Genomic DNA, 22,432 nt, shown 5'->3' on the forward strand with positions numbered 1-22,432 from the left:
TCAGGCCTTCAAGACCTTGCCGGGGTTCATGATGCCGGCGGGGTCGAAGGCGCGCTTTACCCTGCGCATCAGATCCATCTCGATCGGCTCGCGCACCGCGGCGAGTTCGTCGCGCTTCAACTGGCCGATGCCGTGCTCGGCTGAAATCGAGCCGTGATATTTCAGCACGATGCCGTGGACGAGGTGGTTCATCTCGCGCCAACGGTCGAGGAAGGCCTGCTTGTCGGCACCCACGGGCTGGGAGATGTTGTAGTGGATGTTGCCGTCGCCCATGTGCCCGAAGGAGCAGATGCGCGCGCCGGGAATGGCGGCCATGACGGCGGTGTCCGCTTCCGCCATGAAGTCCGGGATGGCGGAAACCGGCACCGAGACATCGTGCTTGATCGATCCGCCTTCCGGTTTCTGTGCCGGCGACATGCTTTCGCGCATGTGCCAGAGCGCCTTGCGCTGTTCCTCGCTTGCCGCGATCACGGCATCGCCGATCAGCCCGTTTTCGAAACCTTCGGACAGAAGTGCCTCCATCATGCGCGTGGCGGTCTCGGCGGCATCGGAGGTCGAGATATCGATCAGCACATACCAATCGTGTGGGGTGGCGAGCGGGTCGCGGACTCCGGGAATGTGCCGCGTGGTGAAATCCACGCCGAGGCGTGGCATCAGCTCGAAGCCCGTAAGTGCGGTGCCGCAGCGGCTGGCGGCACGCTCGAACAGCGCCAGCGCGTCCTTGACGGATTTAAGCCCGGCAAACGCGACCTCATGACCGAGCGGACGGGGAAACAGTTTGAGCACGGCGCCCGTGATGATGCCGAGCGTACCCTCCGCGCCGATGAAGAGGTCGCGCAGATCGTAGCCCGTATTGTCCTTCTTGAGGCGGCGAAGGCCGTTCCAAATCTCGCCCGTGGGCAAAACGACCTCGAGCCCGAGGCAAAGCTGGCGCATGCCGCCATAGGCGAGAACGGCGGTGCCGCCGGCATTGGTGGAAAGGTTGCCGCCGATCTGGCAGGACCCCTCTGAACCGAGCGATAACGGGAAGAGGCGGCCCACCGCCTCGGCTTGCGCCTGGATATCGGCTAAAACGCAGCCACCATCGGCGACGATGACATTGCCCACCGGATCGATATCACGAATGCGGTTGAGGCGGGAGAGTGAGAGCACGACGTCGGCGGCCCCTTCGCGCGGCACGCTGCCGCCGACATGGCCGGTATTGCCGCCCTGCGGCACGATCGCTGTGCGCGTTTCCGTGGCGAGCGCCAGGATATCGGCGACCTCCTGCACGGTTCCCGGCCGCAGCACCAGCGGCGAGACACCGTGATACAGGCCACGGCTTTCAATCAGATAGGGGGCGATATCGCTGTCATCGACAAGGCCATGGGTCGGGCCGACGATGGCGGCGAACCGCGCGATGAGGTCGGGGGAAAAGGTCGCCTTGACCATGCGTCGTCGTTCCTTCCTGTGCATCTCCTGCCCACGCGATTGCATCGGCGCCGGGGAATGCCGTCATAAATCTAGCCGCGCGGCGCGGCGGCCCGTTGCAGGCGGTCGTTGATAGCCTCGCCGAGGCCTGTCTCAGGGATCGGCGAGAAGGCGATGGAGCCGGCTCCGGTCGCGTCGGCACGCTTCATATAGCCGAACAGGTTTGTGGCCGCTTCGGCAAGGTTGCCTGCCGGGCTGAGATCGAGCACGAGCGCGGCGGTATCCTCGCCCGGAAGCGGCTTGCCGCCGAAGCGTATGAGCACTTCACCGGGTTTGACATCGCTTGCGTTAAGCCGCACGGGGGCAACGGGCGCATAGTGCGAAGCCAGCATGCCGGGCGCCTCGATGGCAGCACCGGCCTTTTCGTTCCGCTGGACGCGTCGGCCCGCTACGCGTTCGATCTCGGCGACATCGAGGCCGCCGGGGCGCAACAGCCGGATCGTGTCGCCCTCGACCTTGAGGATGGTCGACTCCAGCCCGACAGTCGCCGGGCCGCCGTCGAGAACGAGTTCCAACTTGTCTGTGAAGTCGTCGGCGACGTGGCGGGCCGTCGTGGGGCTGATCCTGCCCGACGTGTTGGCGCTCGGTGCCGCCAGCGGACGGTCGAAGGCTTCGAGCAGGCGGCTTGCAAAACCCGCTGGCACGCGGATGCCGACCGTATCGAGGCCGGCGCGCGCCAGCGGATGGATGGCACTCTCGGGACGAATGGGCAGAACAAGCGTCAGCGGGCCTGGCCAGAAGGCTTGCGCGAGTGCCCGCGAAACGGGATCGAAGACCGCATGTTTCTCCGCCATCGCGAGATCGGTCATGTGGCAGATCAGCGGGTTGAAGCGCGGCCTACCCTTCATTTCATAAATGCGGGTGATCGCCAGCGGGTTGGTGGCGTCGGCTGCAAGGCCGTAGACGGTTTCCGTGGGAATGGCTACGGGCACGCCGCGGGACAGGGTCTCGCAGGCGCGCTCCAGGGCTGCCGCCGCATGCGTTCTCGTGTCCACGATATCAGCCATTCTGCCCTTCCGTTTCGTCGGCTTCCTTTACAGGGGTTTGGCGGGGAATGCCAAGAGGCCAGCCCATTGCCTAAAATTGGAGCGACCTGATTAGACTGGCCGTAAGGGCGCACTGATATGCCTGATGGTAACAGGTTGTGCCACAGGTTCCGGTTGATGACACATAAGAAATCCTCCACGATTGATGTCGCGCTTCGCGTTGCGACGGCTATGAAGCAGATGGGCATCGAGGGCCTGCCGCGAAATTACGAGCTGGTCTATGAGGCCTATTCGGGCAACAATCCGGATCTCGTGCGCGAGTTCATTGCGCTGGGCAAGTACAAGACCCAGGCGGGGCTCGACGAACTCGGCCGCAAATACCTGCCGCATCAGCATGAGGCGAGCGTGCTGCAGCGCTCGGCGGGCGCGATCACCAACGAAATGGCCAACTTCATGGACCTGCTCGGCCAGGAGCGCGCATCGCTTTCCGATTATGGCCGCCTGATCGGCGAGGCGTCGCAGGTGATCCGCAATGCCAGCGGCATGGGTGAGGGTGTGCTGGGCAGTTCGCTTGAAGCCCTTCAGCGGGCGACGGAGCTACGCGTCACGCATACGGCCGAAATGGCGCAGAAGGTTGCGGCGCAATCGGCCGTCATGGACGGGATCCAGAAAGAGATGGCGGAATTCGAGGCGATGAAGTTCATCGATCCGCCGACGAAGCTGGGCAATCGCCGGGCCTTCAACAAGGCGCTCGCCGGCATTTATGCCAATCCCGAATTGCCCATGCTGTGCGGCGTTGCCATTGCCGAAGTCGATGCGGGACGGCGCTTCTCTCCCGGGCAGATCGAGGCCCTCTCGGACCACCTTGTGACGTTTTATGGCGGCCTGATCCGTCAGGTGTTTCCCGGTGAGGATCTCGCCGTTCGCTTCGACGGGTTACGCTTCGGGTTCCTGTTCCACACGTCGGAGGAAGCGGAGGTGCTGCGGCTCATCGATCAGTTGCGTACCGCCTTCGAAACGGTTGCATTGCGCGATCCGCGCACGGGCCGCAATCTTGGCCATCTCACGCTTTCCGCCGGCGTATGCATGTCCGATCGGGCCGATAGCGCGCTGGCACTTTCATCCGCCTGCGAGCAGGCATTGGCTGAGGCACGGGCAGGCGGCGGTGACAGAGTTGTGGTGCACGGGCCAGGCGCATCAGCTGCTTCCGGGCGCGACTGGATGCTCTACCGGGCGTCCTGAGCCATCAGGCGCTACCTGCCTACATCGCCCGGATGGTCTTGCGCAGCGCCTCGCTGCCTGCGCCCAGCATCAGGACGTTCTTCATCGCCAGCTTCGGGTCATCGGTGCGGAAGAGTACGCCGTTTCCACGTATCTTGCAGTCAATCTTGAGCCGGCCGGCTTCTTCCGCGGGCGTGATGGCCACGGCGAAGTACATGCGACCCGGCTTGCGGGATGTGTTGTCGAAAAACTGTTCCCCGTGATCGCTGTCAGCGCCGATATCAGCCTGAAAATTCGCCATGTAGAAGGCCCATTGCACATTCTCGAATTCGGCGAAGCGGGAGTTGGCGACAGTGATGTGGCAATAACCGAGATGCGGCGTTCCGGTGAGCGTTCGGTGAAAGATCAGGCGGGGAAACTGGATGGACTGATGGAAGCGGTTGATGCGGCCATGGGTGACGCTGCCGGCCCGCTCCAGTTTGCGGCCCGTGCGCTCGGCGACTTCTTCGTAGCTGAGATACCGTTTTTCGGTGGGGCTCCAAGTCGGCGTGCGATCGATCCGCCCGGTGCGCAGGAATTCGGTATGCGCAGATCGGGGCGGGTTCGCACGCTTGAAAGCGACAGCGTCGTAGTATCGGAAAGCTGTCTGCTGCACCGTCGCACCCCATCGCCGCACTCTTGTCGACGGAAGATTATGGAAACGTCGTTAAACTTTCCTTTCCGAAAAGGCCCACTTTCCAGATGCACCCTTTGTGGTCGCAATATGACAACATATCAGCCTGCGGCGACTTGCTGCCGAAACTATTCGCATTGCGCTGCAAAATTAGGCGCATCGCATTGATACTTTTGACTTAATGAAGGCGATGGGGATGATGTGTCCGCATAGACTGCTGTCGTCAAAACATGATGCCATGTCGTTTTCCGGCGTGCCGCCAGGTCTTTCTTGCGGTTAGATAAGAACACTCAAGGTGCCGCCTCCAAGGGAGGGGTGGAGAATTGGGAAGCCGGTTTAAATCCGGCGCTGCCCCCGCAACGGTGTTGGAGCACGGTGCAGCAGGAAGCCACTGGACGGGAGGTCCGGGAAGGCGCTGCACCAGGTCCGGAAGGCATGGTCCCAAAGCGAGCCGCGAGGCTTTCTGACAGGGTCATGACCGGCCAAGGACACTCCTCAGCCCGGAAACCAGCCTGGAGTAACGATCGTGACTGGCTGCGGCGGGCGGCCGGGAAGCGTGCAGACCGTGCGGCTTGCCGCCGGATGCCGTCTCCTTAAGCGCGCCTCAGCAAATTTTGGATATTCTGAGGATCCGGCATGGACATTCACAGCGACGTGCTCCGCAAGCTCAAGAACCGGCGCGAAGGCCACAGCCTCGAGCAGGCCTTCTACATCGACCCCGACTACTACAAGCTCGATCTTGAGACGATCTGGTACCGCGACTGGCTCTTCATCGGCCACGACTGCGAGATCCCCAAGTCCGGCAATTATTTCACGGTGCAGGTGGGCGATTATCCCGTCGTCGTCACCCGCGACCGGACCGGCACCATTCGCGCCCTTCACAATTCCTGCCGCCACCGCGGTTCGCGTGTGTGCACGCAGCACAAGGGCTCCTCCGCCAAGCTCGTCTGTCCCTACCACCAGTGGACTTACGAACTTGACGGTTCGCTGCTCTTCGCACGCCACATGGCGGAGGATTTCGACAAGACCCAACACGGCCTGAAGCAGATCCACTGCCAGACGGTCGGCGGCTATATCTTCATCTGCCTTGCCGACGAAGCGCCGGATTTCGCGCCGTTCCGCAATCTGGTCGATCCCTATCTCGCCCGCCATCGCCTCGGCGAGACGAAGGTCGCCTTTGAAAGCACGATCATCGAGAAGGGCAACTGGAAGCTCGTCTGGGAAAACAACCGCGAGTGCTACCACTGCGCGGCCAACCACCCCGAACTCTGCCGCACCTATCCCGAAGCGCCGAGCGCGACGGGTGTGCAGGGCGCCAAGGATGATCCCGTTATCGCCGAACACTGGGCAAAGTGCGAAGCCGCCGGCCTGCCGAGCGAGTTCAAGATCTCGCCCACCGGGCAGTTCCGCGCGGCGCGCATGCCTCTCATCCAGGATGCCGAGAGCTACACCATGTCCGGCGCACGCGCCGTCCAGCGACCGCTGTCGAGCGACGTGCTGGAAAGCCATATCGGCACGCTGCTGCTCTTCCATTATCCGACGACCTGGAACCACGTGCTGGCCGATCACGCCATCACCTTCCGCGTCCTGCCGCTCGGCCCCGAGCTGACGCAGGTCACGACGAAGTGGCTGGTCAACAAGGATGCGGTCGAAGGCGTCGACTACCGTCTCGATGAACTCACGCATGTCTGGACGGAAACCAACGACCAGGACCGCCGCATCGTCGAGGAAAATGCCTTCGGCATCCGCTCGCCGGCCTACCAGCCCGGCCCCTACTCGCCCGAAGACGAGGGTGGCGTGATGCAGTTTGTCGAGTGGTACACCAACTTCATGGTGGAGCGGCTCGACGGCGCCAAGAAGCCGCTGTCGCGGGTAGCCTGACATGACGGTCACGAGCGATTTTCGCCATTTCGACGAACTCCAGCCGTGGAACGATCGCCAGCACATGCTGGAATGCATCGCCGTCACGGTGGAGACGACCGACGTGATGACCTTCACCTTCCGTTCCGATCGCGACAACTGGTTCCGGTATCTGCCGGGCCAGTTCGTCACCTTGGAGTTGCCGGTGTCGGAAGACGACCCGGTCATGCGGACCTACACGCTGTCCTCGACCCCTTCGCGCCCCTTCTCCGTCGCCGTGACGGTGAAGGCGCAGAAGAGCTCGATCGGCACGCGCTGGATGTTCGATCATCTGCGTCCCGGCATGAAGCTGAAGGCGTTCGGCCCGCTAGGTGACTTTTCCTTCGTGCGCTATCCAGCGGAGAAGTACCTCTTCATCTCGGCCGGCTCCGGCGTGACCCCAATGATGTCGATGACGCGGTGGATGTCGGATTGCAGCCCGCAGTCGGACGTTGCCTTCGTCAGCTGCGCCCGCACGCCGGAAGATCTGCTGTTCAAGGCGGAACTCGAATGTCTCGCAGCCCAGATGCCCAATCTTTCCCTGGGCTTCGTCGTTGAAGGCCACAACCCGCGTGACGGGTGGCATGGCGTGCGCGGCCGCATCGATGCTGCCCGCCTGTCGCTGCTGGCGCCCGATTTCCGTGATCGCACCGTCTTCTGCTGCGGCCCGGAACCCTTCATGCGCGGCGTGCGCGACATGCTCAAGGTGTGCGGCTTCAACATGGACCGCTACCATGAGGAAAGCTTCCAGCCAGCGGCTGCTCCGGCGCCGGAGGAAATCGCGATCCGGGCAGGTGCGGGTGAACAGGAGGTCGATGCCAATGCGGTCTCGACCGTTACCTTCACCATGGCCGGCAAGGACGCGAAATGCGCGCCCGGCCAGACCATCCTCCAGACGGCGCGTTCGGCTGGCGTGCGTATCGGTGCGGCCTGCGAAGGCGGTCTGTGCGGCACCTGCCGGGTGATGAAGATCTCCGGTGAGGTCGAGATGCACCACAATGGCGGCATTCTCGATGACGAAATCGAGGAAGGTTACATCCTCGCCTGCTGCTCACGGCCTATCGGCGACGTGTCGATCGAGGCGTAAAGCAACGCTGCGCGATTTTAACAGAAAGCCCCGTCACCGGCCGGTGACGGGGCTTTGTCTTTTGGGAGCGAGATCCGACCTCAGTCAGCCTTCGCGCGGCGGGCCGGGAAGAGGATGACGTCGCGGATCGACGGGGCGTTGGTCAGCAGCATGATCAGGCGGTCCACGCCGATGCCCAGGCCGCCGGCGGGCGGCATGCCCTGGTCGATGGCGTCGAGGAACTCGTCATCGAGCTGCTTGTCCTTCTCGCCGCGCGCATGCGCCTGATTGAGTTGCTCGACCATGCGGGCGCGCTGCTCTTCGGGATCGTTGAGTTCGGAAAATGCGTTGCCCAGCTCCCAAGCATTGCAATAGGTCTCGAAACGCTCGACAAGACGCGGCTCGCCCGGCACTTCCTTGGCGAAGGGCGAGATATCCTTCGGGAAGTGGGTGACGTGGCTCGGCTGGATCAGCGTGCCCTCTACCTTCTCTTCGAAGATGAAGGCAAGGCACTCGCCCCAGGTCCAGTCCTTCTCGACTTCGAACCCGGCAGCCTTGGCGGCGGCGCGCGCTTCCTCATCCGTCTTGATGGCAAGGAAGTCGATGCCGGTCGCTTCCTTCACCGCATCGGGCATCGGCACGCGCTTGAACGGGCCCTTGAACGAGAGTTCCTTGTCGCCATAGGCGAACTCGGTCGAGCCGTGAATCTTGATGGCCAGCTCGGCGAAGAGGCGTTCCACGAGGTCCATGATGTCCTCGTAGTCGGCGTAGGCCCAGTAGCACTCCATCATCGTGAATTCGGGATTGTGCCGGGTGGACACGCCCTCATTGCGGAAGTTGCGGTTGATCTCGAACACCTTGTCGGTGAGGCCCGAGACCAGCGTGCGCTTCAGAAACAGTTCCGGCGCGATGCGCAGGTACATGTCGAGCTTCAGCGTATTGTGATGCGTCTTGAAGGGCTCTGCCGTCGCGCCGCCGTAGACCGAGTGCAGCATGGGCGTCTCGACTTCCATGAAGCCGTCGTTTTCCATGAAGCGGCGGATGCCCGACACGATCTTCGAACGCTGCTGGAAGCGCAGTTTCGATTCCTCGTTGGTCATAATGTCGAGGTGACGCTTGCGATAACGGATTTCGACATCCGAAACGCCGTGCCACTTCTCGGGCATCGGCAGCAGCGTCTTCGTCAGCATGACGATGTGCTGTGCGTTGATCGTAAGCTCGCCGCGCTTGGTGCGGCGCACGACGCCGGTGACACCGATGATGTCGCCGATGTCGATCATCGGGAGGAGGTTGCGCGCCTCTTCCGGCGTGGTGTCCTTGTGGCTGAAGATCTGGATCTTGCCCGAGGCGTCATGGATGTCCATGAACATGCCGGAATTGCGCGAGGAATAGACGCGGCCGGCGACCGTCACGACATCGCCGCTTTCCGTATCGGGTTCCAGCGTCTCGTATTTGTCGGCCAGTTCCGCATTCGACATCGTGCGATGGAAATGCGCCGGATAAACATCGCCGACCGTCTTGCGCAGCTGGTCGAGCTTCTGGCGGCGGACTTCCGTCGGATCGGACGAAAGGGCGGTTTCTGTCTTGTCGTTCATTCTTCTAAGTCCTTACTTTCCGCTACCGACCATCGATGCCACCACCTGTGCGGCGACCTTGAGGCGCTGGCGCACGACGGAGCGGCCGAGGATGGCCATCGAGTCGAACAGCGGCAGCGAGCGCGACGAGCCGGAAACGGCGACGAAGAGCGGGGCCACGACGACCTTCAGCTTCTTGCCGAGCTTGTCGGCGCTGGCGCGCAGTTCCGCCTCGATGCTTTCGACTGTCCATTCCGGCATCTTTTCGAGATCCGGCTGTACCTGGTTCAGCACTTCGAGGATCTCCTCCGGGGTGGACTTCACCTTGGCGAAGGCCTCCGGCGTCAGGCCGAGATCCGATTTCAGCAGGAAGCCGGCAAGGTCCGGCAGTTCGCCGAGCTTGGAGATGCGCGATTGCGAGAGCTTGAGGCCCTGGCGGACGCGATCGTTCTCCATGGCCCATTCCAGCACGCGCTGGGTGAACTGCTCCTCGGTCAGCTGCTCGCGCAGCCAGCGGCCGTTCAGCCAGTCGAGCTTCTGGATATCGAAGATGGCGCCGGCCTTGGACAGGTTCTCCGGATCGAACTTTTCGGCAAGCTGATCCATGGTCAGCAGTTCCTCACCCTCGGCGATCTGGATGAAGAACAGTCCGAGGAAGTTCATCAGCGCTTCCGGCAGGTAGCCGAGCGCCGAATAGTAGGAGATCGAGGTCGGGTTCTTGCGCTTTGAGAGCTTCGACTTGTCGTGATTGCGCATCAGCGACAGGTGCATGAAGACCGGCGGCTCGAGACCGAGATACTGATAGATCAGGATGTGCTTCGGCACCGAGGCGAGCCATTCCTCGCCGCGCGCCACATGGGTGATCTTCATCAGGTGGTCGTCGACCACGTTGGCCATGTGGTAGGTCGGCATGCCGTCGGCCTTGAGCAGAATCTGCATATCGACCGCATCCCACGGGATTTCGACTTCGCCATAGACGCCGTCGACGAACTTGCAAGAGCCTTCGGTCGGGATCTTCATGCGTACGACATGCGGCTCGCCGGCTTCGACGCGCTTCGTGACCTCTTCGGCAGAAAGCGTCAGGCAGAGGCCGTCATATTTCGGCGGCTTGCCGGCGGCGCGCTGGGCCTCGCGCATCTGCTCCAGCCGCTCGGGCGTGCAGAAACACTTGAAGCCATGGCCGTTGGCAACGATCTTGTCGACGTAAGGACGGTACATGTCCTTGCGGTCGGACTGGCGATAGGGGCCGCAGGGACCGCCGATGTCAGGGCCTTCCGACCATTCCAGGCCGCACCATTTCAGCGCGTCAAGCACTTTCTGTTCAAATTCCGGCGTGGAGCGCGTGGCGTCCGTATCCTCGATGCGCAGGATAAAGGTGCCGTTGTGCTTCTTGGCGAAGAGATAGTTGAACAGCGCGATATAGGCGGTGCCGACATGCGGTTCGCCGGTCGGGGAGGGTGCGATGCGTACGCGAACGCCGGATGCGGTTCCGGAAGTGCTCATGATGTGGCCCGTCTTGACTTATGGAGGGGATAGCCCGGTTTTGAGCCGTTTCACACGGCGGAAAGAGGCTTTCCATTGGGCTGGGTGAGACCATATTCAGCCCGGCGCGTCAAGAAAAACTCCGTCTGTTACTGTACGGGCCAGACAGCGAGCAGTGCCGGAACGCTGACGATGACGATCAAGACCGAAAGCGGCAGGCCGACGCGCGGGTAGTCGGAGAACTTGTAGCCGCCCGGCCCCATGACGAGCGTGTTGCACTGGTGGCCGACGGGGGTGAGGAAGTCGCAACCCGCGCCGATCGCCACAGCCATCAGAAAGGCCTCTGGCCTGTAGCCCAGCGTGCTGGCGAAGCTCGCGGCAATCGGGGCCATCACAAGCACGGTCGCGGCATTGTTGAGGAAGGGGGTCACAGCCATGGCGGTCAGCAGGATCAGGGCTATTGCGCCGAAGGGCGGCAGGTGCACGGCGACCGCGCCGAGCCATTCGGCGATGAGTTCGCTGGCGCCCGTCGTGCGCAGGCTATCGGAAACGGGGATGAGGGCCGCCAGCATGACGAGGATCGCGCCGTCCAGCGCGGCATAGGCCTCGCGAAGGGGTACGGCCCGGAACAGGACCATGGCCACCGCCGCGGCGAAGAATCCGGTGGCGACTGGCACGACGCCGAGCGCAGTGGCCGCCATGGCGGCAACCAGGATCAGCACGGGTATCATCGCGCGCCGCGGGGAACCGAGCAGGATCTCGCGCTGGGCGAGGGGTAGAAGTCCGAGTTCCGGCAGGAGCGATGGCAGGGTGCGGTTGTTGCCCTGAATGACGATGAGATCGCCGGGGCGCAGGCGCACCTCCGAGAGCTTCTCCCTCAGGCGCTGGCCCTGCCGGCTCACAGCAAGAAGGTTGATGCCGTAGGAATGGAAAAGACCGATGCTGCGTGCCGAGAGGTCGATCAGACGGGATTCCGTGCCGACCACGACTTCGATCGCACTGATTTCTCCATCCTCTCCCCGCTCAAGAAGGATCGGCTTGCCCGAGAGTGCCAGCCCTGCGGCCGAAACCACCTTGTCGAGCCCGCCAGCCGTGCCCTCCATCAGGATCGTGTCATTGGCCTGAAGGACGATATCGGGTAGCGGCCTCAGATGGACATTACCGCGGATAACGGCTGTCGCGATGACCTCGCCGTCGCCGTTGCGCAATACCGCGTTCAGGGACTTGCCGACGGATGACGAACCGTCCTCAACCGTCGCATCGGAGGAATAGGGGGCGGCCTCCAGCGATTCCTCGATGCTGGCATTGTTGTTGCCGCGCTCCGGCACGAGGCGGTTGAAGAACAGCATGAAAAGGATGCCGCATACGGCAAGGGTCGCGCCGACGGGCGTGAAGTCGAACATCGTGAAGCTCTCGCCGGTGATTTCCTGGCGCATGCGGGACACAACGATATTGGGCGAGGTGCCGATCTGGGTCATGAGGCCGCCCAGCAGCGCGGCGAAGGCCATGGGCATCAGGAACTTCGAGGCAGGTGCGCCGGATTTGCGCGCGAACTGGAAGGCGAGCGGCATCATGATCGCGAGTGCGCCGATATTCTTGATGAAGGCGGAGAGCACAGCGACCGACACGAGCAGCAGGGCAAGCTGTGCGCGCATCGCGATGAGATTCGGGAAGAAGCGCTTCACCGCAATGTTGACGATCCCCGAGCGCGCGACGGCCGCACTCACCAGCAGTGCGCTGCCCACGATGATCACGATATCGTCGGAGAAGCCAGAAAACGCCTTGTCGAAGGGCACGATACCAAGCGCCAGTGCAAGAAGCAGCGAACAGCACGCGACAATGTCATAACGGAACCGACCCCACATGAATGCCGCCATCATCAGCGCGATGACGGCGAAGGCGAAGGTCTGCTCTAGGGTCATGTCGGGGTCCATGCATGAAGCGAAGGTCTGCGGAAATTCCGCTGGGGTGGCTGCGGTTCCCTTATACACGGCGGGAGACGCCTGCCGTTTTTCAGGAACAATCCTCGTCCCGCACGGTTTGCAAGGAGAGGGCGGACCGTGTCAACCGGACCCGACGGAGATGGAGAACACGGGGATTTTTCCGGTTTCTTCCCGTGGCCAACGAAACGGCAGGCGAGCTCCCAACCCGTCCGGTCCGCCTTCAGCCCCGATCAAGGCCCTAGAAAAGAAAACCGGCGGGATCTGTCATCCCGCCGGTTCTTTATCAATGATGGGTAGCGCCCTTGTTTTTCTGCCGTGCCCGGCGAGAAAACATGTTCAAGAGCTCGACGAGCGCCGAGAAGGCCATGGCGGCGTAGATGTAGCCTTTCGGAACATGGAAGCCCATGCCTTCGGCGATCAGCGTGGTTCCGATCATCAGCAGGAAGGCGAGCGCCAGCATCACGATGGTCGGGTTCTTTTCGATAAAGTTCGCCAGCGGCGTCGCGGCGAGCAGCATGACCGCCACGGCAAAGACCACGGCGACGACCATGATGGGAAGATGCGGCGTCATGCCCACGGCGGTGATGATGCTGTCGACCGAGAAAACCAGGTCGAGCAACAGGATCTGGCCGATCGCCGCCCCGAAGTTCGTTGCGACCGTGCGGCCGACCATGTCTTCCTTGTGGTCGATCGGGTCCACATTGTGATGGATTTCCTTGGTGGCCTTCCAGACGAGGAAGAGACCGCCAGCGATCAGGATGATGTCCTTCCAGGAAAAGCCGTGGCCGAAGAGTTCGAAAATAGGGGTGGTCAGCTTGACGATCCAGGCGACCGTGCCCAGCAAGGCCAGGCGCATGACAAGCGCAAGCCCGATGCCGATGCGCCGCGCGCGTTCGCGCTGCTCCACCGGGAGCTTGTTTGTCAGGATCGAGATGAAGATGAGGTTGTCGATGCCGAGAACGACTTCCATCACGATGAGCGTGACGAGTGCAATCCAAGCGGCCGGGTCTTGCATGAGTGCAAGAATGCTGTCCATCCGGTGTGTTCCTCTCCAAGGTACGGTGTGTGAACGGTTCCGTATGTATGAGGAAATTGACGGCTGACAAGCGGCCGGACCTCCCGGCACACATTATTTCACGTATTCGTTATAAGATTGCGGCTGTCGCGGATGTTTTCAGGGCCTGGCACGGTAGGCTGCGGTGAAAACCCGGATCGCTGAAGCAACATTCTTCTCGATCGTCGCTTTCAGCGGCGCTTCCTCCATTACGCCGAAAATGCGTGGCTTGAAGAGGCCGACGGTGGTCAGTTCCATGAATTGCCGGGCCGCATGCGCGGTGTCGTCGCAGACGAGGACGCCCGCCGCCACCTGCCTGTCGAGATAGGCCTGGAGAACCGAGACGGGATTGACCGTCGATGTGGAAAAGAAATTGCGACACAGTTTCGGCAGGCGATGATTGGCGGCGATCACCATGCGCATGGCGCGAATGGTGGAATCGGTCGTGACATGGGTGGCGAAGAGTGTACCGAACTCTTCCAACGCTTTTTCCAGCTGCTGATTTGCATCCAGCACATGGCGGACCGATTCCGTGAGCTTGCTGCGCTCGCGTTCGACCATGTCCTCGAACAGGTCCTCCTTGTTCTGGAAATACACATAGATCGTGCCCTTGGAGACGCCGGCAGCACGCGTGATGTCATTCATGCTCGCGGCTTCGAAACCTTGCTTCATGAAAACGCGTTTAGCGCCGTCGAGGATCTGCTCACGCTTTGCCGGGTCTTCCCCGGCAGCGCGCCTTCCCGGCTGTGCAACGGTCAATCTATCTTCCGTCGTGTCCATCTATCGTTGTGTGTCCGAAACCCTAGGTGAAACTATTTCGAACCGGTTGGTTCGATTTCACTTGATATGGGGGAAAAATAGCATTATGTCAAATCGAACCGAACAGTTCAGTTCGAACATTTATCCAGAGAATGGTGACGCTCGCATGTCGACTTCCCATGGTGCCGGCGCGGCAAAGGTCCGCCCGGTCAACGACGATTTCGAGACGGAGACCGGCGAGGCCGCACCGGCCGACGCTGATGTCTCTCCCTCGGCGGATGCCGCTCGCGAGCCGGAGAAAAAGAAGGGCGCGCGCCGTTTCGTGCTGCCCGTCATCGCGCTGGCCTTGCTCACCGGGGCCGGCTGGTTTGGCTATCAGTGGTGGACCAACGGCCGGTTCATGATCTCGACGGATGATGCCTACATCGAAGGCGACATCGCCTCCATCTCGCCGAAGGTCTCCGGCTATGTGGCCGCCGTCAATGTCGTGGCGAACCAGACGGTGAAAGCCGGCGATCCGCTTGTGACGCTCGATGACGGTGACTACCGCATCGCTCGCGAACAGGCAGACGCCCAGATAGCGACCCAGAAGCTGGCGCTCAACCGTATCGACGCGCAGATCGAAGGCGCCAAGGCAAGCCTTGCCCAGGCGGAAGCGCAAAAAACCGCTTACCAGGCTGCCCTCGAAGGTGCGCAGGTCGCCGAAACGCGCGCGAAGGAGCTGAATGCGAAGGCTGTCGGCACGACCGCCTCGCTGGACAGCGCCACCGTCGCACTCGATCAGGCAAAGGCGAACCTTGTCGGCGCGGATGCCAACATCGTTTCGGCCAGGGCCAACATCGCTGTCCTGCAGGCCCAGCGTGCCGAGGCGGAAAGCACGGTCCGGTCGCTTCAACTGGCAAGCGACAAGGCGGAGCGTGACCTTGGCTTCACCGTATTGAAGGCGCCCTATGACGGTGTCGTGGGCAACGTTTCGGTGCAGGTCGGCGATCTCGTCTCGGCCGGGCAGAGGCTTGCCGCGCTGGTTCCGGTCACGCAGCTTTACGTCGAGGCCAACTTCAAGGAAACGCAGATCGCGCATCTCGTGCCGGGCTCGAAGGTGCACCTGCATGTCGATGCCTTCGACAAGGACGATATCGTGGGCACGGTGACGTCGATTGCGCCGGCATCCGGTTCGGTCTTCTCGCTGCTGCCGGCGGAAAACGCCACGGGCAACTTCACAAAGATCACGCAGCGCGTGCCGGTCCGCATCGCCATCCCGCAGGACGCGTTGGACACGGGCAAGCTGAGGGCCGGGCTCAGCGTCGTCGTCGATGTCGACAGCCGAACGGCGCCGACCGATACGGCGGCAGTGGCGAAAGCCGAATAGGCCTCACGAACGAAGGAGCGCGGGCGATGGCCGCGACCGCTCAACCGACTGCTGGCGCCCTTACGGCGGCGCCGGCGCAGTCAGACAAGGTTCCCGTCCGCCGGATGGTCGCGTTCTTCGCGATGGTCTTCGGCATGTTCATGTCGATCCTCGACATCCAGATCGTCTCCGCCTCGCTTGCCGAAATCCAGGCAGGCCTGAGTGCGGGCGCAGATGAAATCGGCTGGGTTCAGACCTCCTACCTGATCGCCGAAGTCATCATGATCCCGCTGTCCGGGACGCTGGCGCGCATCGTTTCGACGCGCGTGCTGTTCGCCACGTCGGCGGCGGGATTTACTATTGCGAGCGCGCTTGCCGCAACCGCGACGAATATCGATCAGATGATCATCTACCGCGCTATCCAGGGCTTTATAGGCGGCGGCATGATCCCGTCGGTCTTTGCGGCGGCCTTCACCATCTTTCCGCCGTCAAAGCGCTCGGTTGTGTCGCCGATGATCGGCCTCGTCGCCACGCTTGCCCCGACCATCGGCCCGACCGTCGGTGGCTATCTAAGCCATGCCTTCTCGTGGCACTGGCTTTTCCTCGTCAATATCGTGCCCGGTATCATCGTGACCGTGCTGACCTGGAACCTCATCGATTTCGACAAGCCGCAGCTCAGCCTCATGAAGAAGTTCGACTGGCTCGGACTTGCCGCCATGGCGGTCTTCCTGGGCGCTCTGGAATATGTTCTCGAAGAGGGCAATGCCAACGACTGGTTCAATGACGAATACATCGTCATGGGCGCCGTCGCCTCGACCCTCGGCGGCCTGATCTTCTTCTACCGTGTGTTTTCGGTGGACTTTCCCGTGGTGGACCTGCGCGCCTTCACCAACCGGAATTTCGCGCTCGGCTCGCTGTTTTCCTTCGTCATGGGCATTGGCCTCTACGGGCTGACCTATCTCTATCCGCTCTATCTGGGGCGCATCCGCGGCTACGATTCGCTCATGATCGGCGAAACCATGTTTGTCAGCGGCCTTGCGATGTTCTGCACCGCGCCCATCGCCGGCGCCTTGTCGAGCCGCATGGATCCGCGCTTCATGATGATGATAGGCTTTTCGTGCTTTGCCTATGGCACATGGATCATGAGCAGCCTGACGACGGACTGGGACTTCTACGAGTTGCTCCTGCCGCAGATCCTGCGCGGCTTCGGTCTGATGATCTGCATGGTGCCGATCAACAACGTTGCCTTGGGAACCCTGCCGCCCGACAAGATCCGAGGCGCCTCTGGTGTTTTCAACCTGACGAGAAACCTTGGCGGTGCCGTCGGGCTGGCCGTGATCAACACGATCCTGACGCAGCGGCAGCAGGAGCACTATGCCCGGCTTTCAGAGCATGTGCAGTGGGGCAATCCTGCCGCGATGGACCAGTTGAACAGCATGGCCTCGAACTATAACGCGCACGGTCTCGACGGCAGTACGATAGCCATTCAGAAGATGTCGGGGCTCGTCCAGCAGCAGGCCACGATCCTGTCCTTTGCGGATGTCTTCTTGCTCCTGACGGCTTTGTTCGGCAGCCTTGTCCTGTGCGCCTTCATCATCAAGAAGCCGCAGTCGGGCGTCGGAGGTGGCGGCGGGCACTGAGTCTGCTGTCATGCCTCTTGCCCCGGCCTTGGCAATACCATCAGAATGCGGGTCTGGAATCGCTAGCCGGAGGTCCGCATGCCCGCCCATATTTCACGTCGCCATCTGCTGGCCGCAGCCGGTGGGCTCGGTCTTTCGACGATTCTGCCGGGGCGGCGTGGCCTCGCGCAGGCGCAGCGTCCGGCGACGGACGTAACCTTCCTGTTTTCATGCGATGTGCATGCCTGCCTCGTTTCCGCCGACGCCCTCAGCCCGAATTGCGCGGATGAGGGGAAGACGGACGCGGCATTGCTGAAGCATGTCGCGGTGGTCAACGGGATTGCCGGCCTTGCATGGCCCGGCGAGATCGACGGCAGGCCCACGGGTCTTGCCAGTGCGGGAAGCCCCATATCCGCGCCGCTCGGCCTCGTTTTCGGAGGCGACATGACGGATGACGGCGGCGGGCAGGTAAAGGTGCCGGGAGAAGGGCGCCAGCTGCAGCAGTTCGCCAGCCGCTACCAGCAGGGTACCGGGCCGGACCGGGTGCATTATCCCGTCTATACCGGGCTTGGAAACCATGACCTCGATCAGGACGGCGTGCCGCCGCATGCCGACTGGTATCGCCGCGAGTTGCGTGATTACATCGAACTGAACCACCGCTCGACGGTGTTCTACAAAGCCCCTGTGCCGGTCACCAACTACGATATCGATTCCGACAACTATTCCTGGGATTGGGGCGGGCTCCATCTCGTCCAGCTCCAACGTTTCGGCGGTGACACGACGAAAGGCGCGGTAAACGGCCTGCCCTGGCTCCAGCAGGATCTCGCCACCTATGCGGCAGACGGCCGGCCGGTCGTGCTGTTCCAGCACTACGGCTGGGACGATTTCTCCACCGAACACTGGGATCCCACAGCCAAGACCTTTGATCCGCATGGCGCCGGGCCCGCGCACTGGTGGAGCGACGAGGCACGCTCCGCCCTTCTTGCGACGCTCGCCAAGTACAATGTCATCGGTATTTTCCACGGTCATGAACATCCGACGCCGATGATCTACAACCGCAACGGCCACGATATCTTCAAGCCCATCGCCGCCTTCATGGGAGGTCTTGCAGTTGTACGCGTGACGGATAGCTTCATGGATGTGGCACTTGCCCATGCCGGGGAAAGCGACGCCGGCATCGTCTTCACCCACGCTTTCAGCAAGCGCCTGAACGGTTAAAAAACCGGTTTTGAAACGTCGATGCATTTTTTGATTTACGTACATCAAAAACTCCTCTAAGGGTCTGGCCACGGAGGAGACATGCGACCGACAGTTCACGACATTGCCGAACGGGCAGGCGTAAGCCTTGCGACCGTCGATCGGGTTCTGAACGATCGGCCAGGCGTGCGCGGCGTGACGCGTGCCAAGGTTGAAGCCGCAATTGTCGATCTTGGCTATGTCCGCGACGTGGCTGCCGCCAACCTCGCCAAGAGCCGTGTCTATCCCCTCGTCTTCATTCTGCCGGAGGGCGACAATCCGTTCATGCGCGGTCTTGAGGACGAGGTTCGCCGCGCTGGTGCCCATTCGCTGGTCGAGCGTACGCAGCTTTCCGTGGTCACGGTCCCCGCCTTCGACGGCAGCGCGCTCGCGCGGGAAATCGACTCGGCCATCGAACGGGCGGTCGCCGGCATCGCTGCTGTCGCGGTCGATGCACCGGAGGTGCTGGCTGCCATCGGCCGGGCGCGCGAGGCCGGCATACCCTTCGTCACGCTTGTGTCGGACCTTGCCAATTCCGGTCGCGATCATTTCATCGGCGTCGACAACATTGCGGCCGGCCGCACCGCCGGCAGCCTGATGGGTCGCTTCCTGGGCCAAAGGCCCGGTCCCGTTGCAGTTCTCGCCGGATCGATGCGCGTGCGCGACCACGGTGAACGCCTCGAAGGCTTCCTTGCCGCCATGTCGGCCATGCCGGTGTCCCGGGCGATCCTTCCTGTGCTGGAAGGCCAGGACGATCCCGAGCTTTCCTTCCGGCTCATCGCCGAATGCCTCGCTGAGGTGCGCGATCTTGCCGGCATTTACAGTCTCGGCGCCGGTAACCGCGGCCTTGTCAGGGCGCTTGCGGCCGGCACGGGCCGAAACCTCTGCGTGATCGCGCACGAAGTGACCGATGAGACGCGTGCCGCGCTCGAGGGCGGGCTGGTCGATGCCGTACTGAACCAGGATGCCGGCCACGAGGTGCGCAGCGCCATCCGTGTGCTGCGTGCCAAGGCCGATGGCTTGCCTGTCATCGCCGCGCAGGAGCGCATCCGGCTCGAAATCTTCATCAAGGACAATCTTCCGTCCGAACCGGGCATGGACGATACGCCCGGCTCGGCCGGCAACTAGGGAGAAACGCATGTATCTCGGGATCGATCTCGGCACATCGGGCGTCAAGGCTATGCTGATCGGCGCCGACCAGACAGTGGTCGGCTCGGCGTCCAGCAAGGAAGTCACCACCTCGCGCCTGCATGACGGCTGGTCCGAGCAGGACCCGGCCGACTGGATCCGCGCGACGGAAGAGGCGATCGCCGGCCTGCGGGCCGCCCATCCTGATGCGCTCTCCGCTGTGCGCGGCATCGGCCTTTCCGGGCACATGCATGGAGCGACGCTGCTCGATGGCGACGACAAGGTTCTCCGGCCCTGCATCATGTGGAACGATACGCGCAGCCACCGTGAGGCGGCGGCGCTGGATGAGGATCCGCGCTTCCGCAAGATCACCGGCAACATCGTCTTTCCGGGTTTCACTGCACCGAAACTCGCCTGGGTGAAGAACAACGAACCGGATATCTTTGCCAAGGTCCGCTGGGTGTTGCTGCCCAAGGATTATCTGCGCCTTTGGCTCGCTGGTGAGCATCTTTCGGAAATGTCGGATTCGGCGGGCACGTCCTGGCTCGACACGGGCGCGCGCAAATGGTCCGCAGAGTTGCTTGCGGCGACGGGCCTTGATGAAAGCCAGATGCCCGGCCTCGTGGAAGGCACCGCGCCTGCGGGAACGCTGCGGCCGGAGCTTGCCGCAAAGTGGGGCCTCGGCGAGGGCATCGTCATCGCTGGCGGTGCCGGCGACAACGCGGCCTCCGCCTGCGGCATGGGAACGGTGCGCGAAGGCACGGCTTTCGTCTCGCTGGGTACATCCGGCGTACTCTTTGCGGCCAATGCCCGTTATTTGCCCAATCCGGAAAGCGCCGTGCACGCCTTCTGCCACGCATTGCCGGATACCTGGCACCAGATGGGCGTCATCCTCTCGGCCACCGATGCACTGAACTGGCACGCCCGCGTGACCGGCGCATCCGCTGCCGACCTGACGAAGGAACTGGGCGATGCGCTGAAGGCACCGTCTCACGTCACCTTCCTGCCTTATCTCTCGGGCGAGCGCACGCCGCATAACGACGCCACGATCCGCGGCGCCTTCCTCGGCCTCGGCCACGAGGCGGACCGTACGGTGCTGACGCAGGCCGTGCTGGAAGGCGTGGCCTTCGCCATTCGTGACAGTCTGGAAGCCCTGAAATCCGCAGGCACCGAGCTCACACGCGTTACGGCCATCGGCGGCGGTTCGCGCTCGCACTATTGGCTGAAGTCCATCGCGGCCGCGCTTGGCCTGCCCGTCGATCTGCCGGCGGACGGTGATTTCGGTGCTGCCTTCGGTGCGGCGCGCCTCGGCCTCATTGCCGCGACCGGTGCAAACCCGACGGATATCCTGACGCCTCCCGCGACAGCGGAGACAATCCACCCGGAGACGGCGCTGTCTGCCGCCTACGAGGACGCCTATCAGCGCTACCGCCGCCTCTACCCCGCGATCCGCGCGGCTTACTGACCAACGAAAACGAGAGGAGACACCATGTCCACAGGCTTCTTTGGCGATATCGCCAAGATCAAATATGAAGGCCCCGAGAGCACCAACCCGCTCGCCTTCCGCCATTACAATCCCGACGAGATCGTTCTCGGTAAGCGCATGGAAGACCATCTGCGCTTCGCCGTTGCCTATTGGCACACCTTCGTCTGGCCGGGCGGCGACCCCTTCGGCGGCCAGACCTTCGAGCGTCCGTGGTTCGACGACACGATGAAGGCAGCCAAGCTCAAGGCAGACGTAGCCTTTGAATTCTTCCAGCTGCTCGGCGTGCCGTTCTACTGCTTCCACGATGCGGACGTTCGCCCGGAAGGCAAGGACTTCGTGGAAAACACGAAGAACCTCAACGAAATCGTCGACTATTTCGAGAAGAAGCAGGCCGAAACCGGCGTCAAGCTACTGTGGGGCACGGCGAACCTGTTCTCCAACCGCCGCTACATGGGTGGCGCCGCCACCAATCCGGACCCGGATGTCTTCGCGTTCGGCGCCGCCACCGTGAAGACCTGCCTCGATGCCACGCATCGCCTCGGTGGTGACAACTACGTGCTGTGGGGCGGCCGTGAAGGCTATGAGACGCTGCTCAACACCAATATCGGCCAGGAACTCGATCAGCTCGGCCGTTTCGTCAATATGGTCGTGGAGTACAAGCACAAGATCGGTTTCAAGGGCGCGATCCTTATCGAGCCGAAGCCTCAGGAGCCGACCAAGCATCAGTACGACTACGATGTCGCGACGGTCTATGGCTTCCTCAAGAAGTACGGCCTGGAAAACGAGGTCAAGGTCAATATCGAGCAGGGCCATGCCATCCTGGCCGGCCACTCCTTCGAGCATGAACTGTCGCTCGCCAATGCACTCGGCATCTTCGGTTCGATCGATATGAACCGCAACGACTACCAGTCCGGCTGGGATACCGACCAGTTCCCCAACAATGTGCCGGAAATGGCGCTGGCCTTCTACCAGGTTCTGGCCGGTGGCGGCTTCACGACGGGCGGCACGAACTTCGACGCGAAGCTGCGGCGCCAGTCGATCGACCCGGCGGACCTGCTGATCGGTCACATCGGCGGTATGGATTGCTGCGCGCGCGGCGTGAAGGCTGCGGCGAAGATGATCGAAGACAAGGCGCTGTCGGCACCGCTTTCTGATCGCTACGCCGGATGGCAGACGCCCGAGGCGCAGAAGATTCTCGCCGGCGGGTCATCGCTGGAGGCACTGGAAGCCTATGTGGTCAACGGAAATGTCAATCCGCAGCCGCGTTCCGGCCGTCAGGAGTATCTGGAGAACGTCGTCAACCGCTACGTTTGATTGTATTCCACTGGTAATGCGAAGGGCGCCGATGGCGCCCTTTTGCGTTTCAGGATGCCAAAACCATGGGTGTGACGGATCTACTGCCTAACGTTACGTTATGTGTTCGTCCAATATTTTCCAGGTTGTATTCTGTATCGTTTCAGATTTCAGATAACGTTGTAGAATTGATAT

The 22,432-nt window shown here is 62.2% G+C and carries 17 protein-coding genes and 1 riboswitch; of the genes, 9 read left to right on the plus strand and 8 right to left on the minus strand.

Translation table 11 applies throughout. From position 1 onward, the window contains the following. Both MNR02_RS02840 and MNR02_RS02845 read right to left on the minus strand, forming a co-directional pair. Entirely contained in the window at positions 1-1,431 is a 1,431-nt protein-coding gene (locus MNR02_RS02840; protein ID WP_241948018.1) for an FAD-binding oxidoreductase, read from the minus strand. Between the two features lie 71 nt (positions 1,432-1,502). Beyond that, entirely contained in the window at positions 1,503-2,477 is a 975-nt protein-coding gene (locus MNR02_RS02845; RefSeq protein ID WP_241948019.1) for an L-threonylcarbamoyladenylate synthase, read from the minus strand. 156 nt (positions 2,478-2,633) lie between these two features. Here MNR02_RS02845 and MNR02_RS02850 point away from each other — a divergent pair, with 156 nt between their 5' ends. Beyond that, positions 2,634-3,698, plus strand: a complete 1,065-nt coding sequence (locus MNR02_RS02850) for a diguanylate cyclase domain-containing protein (protein WP_241948020.1) — start codon at positions 2,634-2,636, stop codon at positions 3,696-3,698. A 19-nt stretch (positions 3,699-3,717) separates the two neighbouring features. Here the strand turns inward: MNR02_RS02850 and MNR02_RS02855 are convergent, their stop codons facing one another. Continuing rightward, the gene (locus MNR02_RS02855; protein WP_241948021.1) at positions 3,718-4,332 is read right to left on the minus strand and encodes a DUF6656 family protein; all 615 of its coding nucleotides are present in this window, start codon (positions 4,330-4,332) and stop codon (positions 3,718-3,720) included. Between the two features lie 294 nt (positions 4,333-4,626). Further along, positions 4,627-4,881, plus strand: a riboswitch (cobalamin riboswitch). Between the two features lie 105 nt (positions 4,882-4,986). On the opposite strand from MNR02_RS02855, the gene MNR02_RS02860 reads away from it, so the two are divergent. Beyond that, entirely contained in the window at positions 4,987-6,231 is a 1,245-nt protein-coding gene (locus MNR02_RS02860; protein ID WP_241601750.1) for an aromatic ring-hydroxylating dioxygenase subunit alpha, read from the plus strand. Position 6,232: 1 nt separating this feature from the next. Then, a complete protein-coding gene (locus MNR02_RS02865) occupies positions 6,233-7,336 on the plus strand; it encodes a hybrid-cluster NAD(P)-dependent oxidoreductase (RefSeq protein ID WP_241948022.1) in 1,104 nt (367 codons plus the stop codon). Positions 7,337-7,416: 80 nt separating this feature from the next. Here the strand turns inward: MNR02_RS02865 and lysS are convergent, their stop codons facing one another. The 5 genes from lysS to MNR02_RS02890 form a co-directional block, all read right to left on the minus strand. Continuing rightward, positions 7,417-8,910 carry a lysine--tRNA ligase gene (lysS, locus tag MNR02_RS02870; RefSeq protein ID WP_241948023.1) on the minus strand — a complete coding sequence of 498 codons (1,494 nt, stop codon included), beginning with the start codon at positions 8,908-8,910 and terminating at the stop codon, positions 7,417-7,419. Positions 8,911-8,922: 12 nt separating this feature from the next. Continuing rightward, positions 8,923-10,392: a glutamate--tRNA ligase gene (gene gltX, locus MNR02_RS02875; protein WP_241948024.1), complete on the minus strand. Its 1,470-nt coding sequence runs from the start codon at positions 10,390-10,392 to the stop codon at positions 8,923-8,925. A gap of 128 nt (positions 10,393-10,520) precedes the next feature. Beyond that, positions 10,521-12,293 (minus strand): SLC13 family permease, encoded by a 1,773-nt coding sequence (locus MNR02_RS02880; RefSeq protein ID WP_241948025.1) that lies wholly within the window; start codon positions 12,291-12,293, stop codon positions 10,521-10,523. A 304-nt stretch (positions 12,294-12,597) separates the two neighbouring features. Further along, positions 12,598-13,350, minus strand: a complete 753-nt coding sequence (locus MNR02_RS02885; RefSeq protein WP_241601760.1) for a TerC family protein — start codon at positions 13,348-13,350, stop codon at positions 12,598-12,600. A gap of 138 nt (positions 13,351-13,488) precedes the next feature. Then, entirely contained in the window at positions 13,489-14,013 is a 525-nt protein-coding gene (locus MNR02_RS02890; protein ID WP_241601769.1) for a TetR/AcrR family transcriptional regulator, read from the minus strand. Between the two features lie 280 nt (positions 14,014-14,293). Here MNR02_RS02890 and MNR02_RS02895 point away from each other — a divergent pair, with 280 nt between their 5' ends. The 6 genes from MNR02_RS02895 to xylA all read left to right on the plus strand — a co-directional run bounded on the left by MNR02_RS02895 (position 14,294) and on the right by xylA (position 22,258). Then, on the plus strand, positions 14,294-15,496 hold the full coding sequence (locus tag MNR02_RS02895; protein WP_241948026.1) for an HlyD family secretion protein: 1,203 nt from the start codon (positions 14,294-14,296) through the stop codon (positions 15,494-15,496). Positions 15,497-15,522: 26 nt separating this feature from the next. Beyond that, positions 15,523-17,115, plus strand: a complete 1,593-nt coding sequence (locus tag MNR02_RS02900; protein WP_241948027.1) for a DHA2 family efflux MFS transporter permease subunit — start codon at positions 15,523-15,525, stop codon at positions 17,113-17,115. Between the two features lie 78 nt (positions 17,116-17,193). Next, positions 17,194-18,312, plus strand: a complete 1,119-nt coding sequence (locus MNR02_RS02905) for a metallophosphoesterase (RefSeq protein ID WP_241948028.1) — start codon at positions 17,194-17,196, stop codon at positions 18,310-18,312. 81 nt (positions 18,313-18,393) lie between these two features. Then, on the plus strand, positions 18,394-19,458 hold the full coding sequence (locus MNR02_RS02910) for a LacI family DNA-binding transcriptional regulator (protein ID WP_241948029.1): 1,065 nt from the start codon (positions 18,394-18,396) through the stop codon (positions 19,456-19,458). 52 nt (positions 19,459-19,510) lie between these two features. Beyond that, on the plus strand, positions 19,511-20,923 hold the full coding sequence (gene xylB / locus MNR02_RS02915; RefSeq protein ID WP_371746728.1) for a xylulokinase: 1,413 nt from the start codon (positions 19,511-19,513) through the stop codon (positions 20,921-20,923). Between the two features lie 24 nt (positions 20,924-20,947). Continuing rightward, complete coding sequence (xylA, locus tag MNR02_RS02920) at positions 20,948-22,258, plus strand: xylose isomerase (protein ID WP_241948031.1); 1,311 nt, start codon at positions 20,948-20,950, stop codon at positions 22,256-22,258. Positions 22,259-22,432 lie beyond the last annotated feature (174 nt).

The sequence above is a fragment of the Shinella sp. H4-D48 genome, assembly GCF_022637395.1.
GTDB classification, from domain to species: domain Bacteria; phylum Pseudomonadota; class Alphaproteobacteria; order Rhizobiales; family Rhizobiaceae; genus Shinella; species Shinella sedimenti.